The following is a 1841-nucleotide window of genomic DNA, read 5'->3' on the forward strand; positions in this document are numbered from 1 at the left end:
CACGATCGCCGTTCACAACGGCAAACAGCACGTTCCCGTCTATGTTTCCGAGCAGATGGTCGGTCATAAACTCGGTGAATTCGCTCCCACCCGCACCTTCCGCGGCCACGCCAAGAGCGACAAAAAAGCAGGACGGAAATAGACCGGTGGGCGGTAATCTTAAGACCGTCAAGCCCCCGGTCAGCGTTCAGATAAGCTAAACGGCGCTTAACCTGCATGATCCAATAGCTATAACCCTTTTGGAGTCTATATCGGTGATCCGAAGTAAAAGCCGTTTAGCTTAACTATGAGATGGTGGGTTACGGCGACTAGATAAATTAATAACTAAGTCTTATAAGTTGTCGTCGCCTAACCCACCCTACCTAACTGATAACTGATAACTGAAATGACCATCGATACCTCTAACGAAGTCAAAGCGATCGCCCGCTATATTCGGATGTCACCCCTGAAAGTCAGACGGGTACTCGATCAGATCCGCGGTCGCTCCTATCGGGAAGCCCTAATTATTCTCGAATTTATGCCCTACCGGGCCTGTGATCCGATTCTCAAAGTCCTGCGTTCCGCCGTTGCCAACGCCGAAAATAACGAAGGACTCGATCCCGCCACTTTGGTAGTTAGCCAAGCCTTTGCCGATGGCGGACCGACCCTAAAACGTTTTCGACCCCGGGCCCAGGGGCGCGCCTACCAAATTCGCAAACCCACCTGTCATATCACCGTCGCCGTCGCTCCTAGCAACAAAGACTAATCACCTTAACTAAAAAAACCACAATGGGACAAAAAATCCATCCCCTCGGTTTTCGTCTCGGCGTTATCAAAGATCACAAATCTTGCTGGTATGCCGACGCGAAACGTTACCCCGAACTACTGCAAGAAGATCGCCGCATTCGTGAATACGTCGAAAAAAACCTTGCTAATGCCGGTATCGCCGATATTCGCATCGAACGTAAGGCCGATCAAGTAGATATCTCCATCCACACCGCCCGCCCCGGGGTCGTCGTCGGTCGTGGTGGCACGGGAATCGAACAGCTGCGCCTAGGTTTACAAAAAGCCCTCGGTGGCCAGCGTCAAATTCGCATTAACGTCATCGAAGTGGCTCGCGTTGATGCCGATGCCAACCTGATCGCCGAATACATCGCCCAACAACTAGAAAGACGGGTTTCCTTCCGTCGTGTTGTCCGCCAGGCCATCCAACGGGCGCAGAGGGCCGAAGTCAAAGGGATCAAAATTCAAGTTAGCGGTCGTCTCAACGGGGCAGAAATCGCTCGGACTGAATGGGTGCGGGAAGGACGAGTTCCCCTCCATACCCTGCGCGCCGATATTGATTACTCCTATAAAACCGCCAGCACCATCTACGGGATTCTAGGCGTGAAAGTTTGGATATTTAAGGGCGAAATTATCCCCGGCCAAGAAGAAATTGCCGCCGCCGTTCCCGCTCAAGCACCGCGCCGTCAACAGCGTCGCCGTCAACAGTTTGAAGATCGCTCTAGCGAAGGCTGATCCCTAATATTTATCAGTGGTAAATAGCTCATGTTAAGTCCCAAAAGAACAAAATTCCGCAAACAACAGCGCGGACGGATGCGCGGGCTGGCCACCGGCGGAAATACGATTAATTTCGGCGATTTCGCCCTGCAAGCCACCGAACCCTGTTGGATTACTTCCCGTCAAATCGAAGCGGCCAGACGGGCAATGACTCGTTATATCCGTCGGGGTGGCAAAATCTGGATTCGCGTTTTTCCCGATAAACCCGTGACCCAACGGGCGGCAGAAACTCGGATGGGGTCCGGGAAAGGTTCCCCCGAATTCTGGGTGGCCGTGGTTAAACCGGGGTTCATTATGTTTGA

At 52.6% G+C, this 1841-nt stretch carries 4 protein-coding genes; all 4 read left to right on the top strand.

Annotated elements, in window-relative coordinates:
• The coding region (locus PX481_RS16200) for a ribosomal protein S19 family protein (protein WP_288094995.1) at positions 1-142 on the top strand (142 nt) is incomplete at its 5' end.
• Between the two features lie 243 nt (positions 143-385).
• Entirely contained in the window at positions 386-745 is a 360-nt protein-coding gene (gene rplV, locus PX481_RS16205; RefSeq protein WP_002746605.1) for a 50S ribosomal protein L22, read from the top strand.
• Between the two features lie 23 nt (positions 746-768).
• A complete protein-coding gene (gene rpsC / locus PX481_RS16210) occupies positions 769-1497 on the top strand; it encodes a 30S ribosomal protein S3 (RefSeq protein ID WP_061432468.1) in 729 nt (242 codons plus the stop codon).
• A gap of 30 nt (positions 1498-1527) precedes the next feature.
• On the top strand, positions 1528-1841 hold a 314-nt coding region (rplP, locus tag PX481_RS16215; protein ID WP_288094994.1), incomplete at its 3' end, for a 50S ribosomal protein L16.

This window comes from Microcystis sp. M53603_WE2, assembly GCF_030065435.1.